Origin of the sequence: Flavobacterium sp. (assembly GCF_031363805.1) — a bacterium.
GTDB lineage: Bacteria > Bacteroidota > Bacteroidia > Flavobacteriales > Flavobacteriaceae > Flavobacterium.
Map to the genome: position 1 here is coordinate 1 of NZ_JANLVD010000139.1, position 1,545 is coordinate 1,545.

A 1,545-nucleotide genomic window follows, 5' to 3' on the forward strand; every position below is an offset into this window, starting at 1 on the left:
AAGTAATAATGGGTACCAATGGACCAAATTGCTCTTCGCTATAAATTCGCATTTTTTTATTTACGGGATATAATACTGCTGGAAAAATATAATTATCCAAACGTTTACCACCTTTTTCGTTAATAATTTTAGCACCATGTAGAATGGAATCATCAATTAATTCTTGCAAATATTCGGGCTTCTCTTTTTCTGGCAACGGAGTTAAAAATACAGATTCATCCCAAGGGTTTCCGTAAACAAGCGCGTCAACTTTTGCAATAAATCGTTTATTAAATTCGTCCGCAATGGACTCATGAACATATAATATTTTTAGGGCTGTACACCTTTGACCGTTAAATGACAAACTTCCTGAAATACACTCTTGAATTGTTAAATCTAAATCGGCATCTGGAAGAATGATGGCTGGATTTTTGGCTTCGAGTCCTAAAATTAAACGCAATCTGTTTTTGTTGGGACTTTGGTCTTGCAAGGCAACAGCGGCTTTACTATTTCCAATTAAAGCTAAAATAGCTATTTTTCCAGATTGCATTATTGGTGTGGCAACTTCGCGTCCGCGACCGTAAACTATATTGATAACACCTTTTGGAAAACTTTTCTGAAATGCCTCTAGCAATGGCGATATTAATAAAACGCCCAGTTTTGCAGGTTTAAAAATCACCGTATTTCCCATAATAATTGCAGGAATTAATAATGTAAAAGTTTCGTTAAGCGGATAATTGTAAGGACCTAGACATAATACGACTCCCAGAGGACCACGACGAACCATGGCATTCACGCCTTGATTTTTGGTAAAACGGGCAGAATCTCTATCCAATTTTTTATAATCTTCTATAGTATCATTAATATATTCTACTGTTCTGTCAAATTCTTTTTCAGAATCTGCTAGTGATTTTCCAATTTCCCACATTAAAAGTTTCACTACTTCATTTCGGGTTTTTTTCATTTCTAGAACAAATTGCTGCATGCACTTTATTCTGTCAATCACTTTCATGGTTGGCCAAGAACCCTGTCCGTTGTTGTACGCATTTGAACAAGAGTCCAATGCTTCTAGCGCTTCTTTTTCGCCCATGGCAGGAGTTGATCCTAAAAATGTAGGTTCGTAAATTTCTGAACTCGAAATAGTTGAATATATTGGCGTTGTTTTTCCAGTCCATTTTCTCAATGATCCATTTATGAGATATGTATCTTGGATTAATGGACTTTTTATTTTGAAATTTTCGGGAATTTTATTCATGGTGTAGTTTTTTATAAAAGTAAACATTCTTCAAGGAAAATAATAATAACATTTGTTAAACAAAAAAAACCTGCGAGTTTTCACTCACAGGTCTATCATCTATTTGTCAATTATCTTAACCCTATTTAATCAACTCAAAACTTCTTTTTACAAAGGCAGTCAATTCTTCACCTTTCAATAAATTTTGAGATAATTTTGCCAAATCCAAAGCTTGTTTCACCAAATTTTCTTGAGCAGATTTATCTTTATTATTCAAAATGGAAGTAGCCAATTCAGAATTGGTATTGACCACCAAATTATACATTTCTGGC

2 protein-coding genes are annotated in these 1,545 nt (G+C 34.0%); both read right to left on the reverse strand.

The genetic code is table 11. The features are described 5' to 3' along the window. On the reverse strand, positions 1–1,234 hold a 1,234-nt coding region (locus RMN92_RS08310), incomplete at its 3' end, for an aldehyde dehydrogenase family protein (RefSeq protein ID WP_309609005.1). 121 nt (positions 1,235–1,355) lie between these two features. Next, positions 1,356–1,545 (reverse strand): hypothetical protein (locus RMN92_RS08315; protein ID WP_309609006.1); only part of this gene is annotated, 190 nt, incomplete at its 5' end.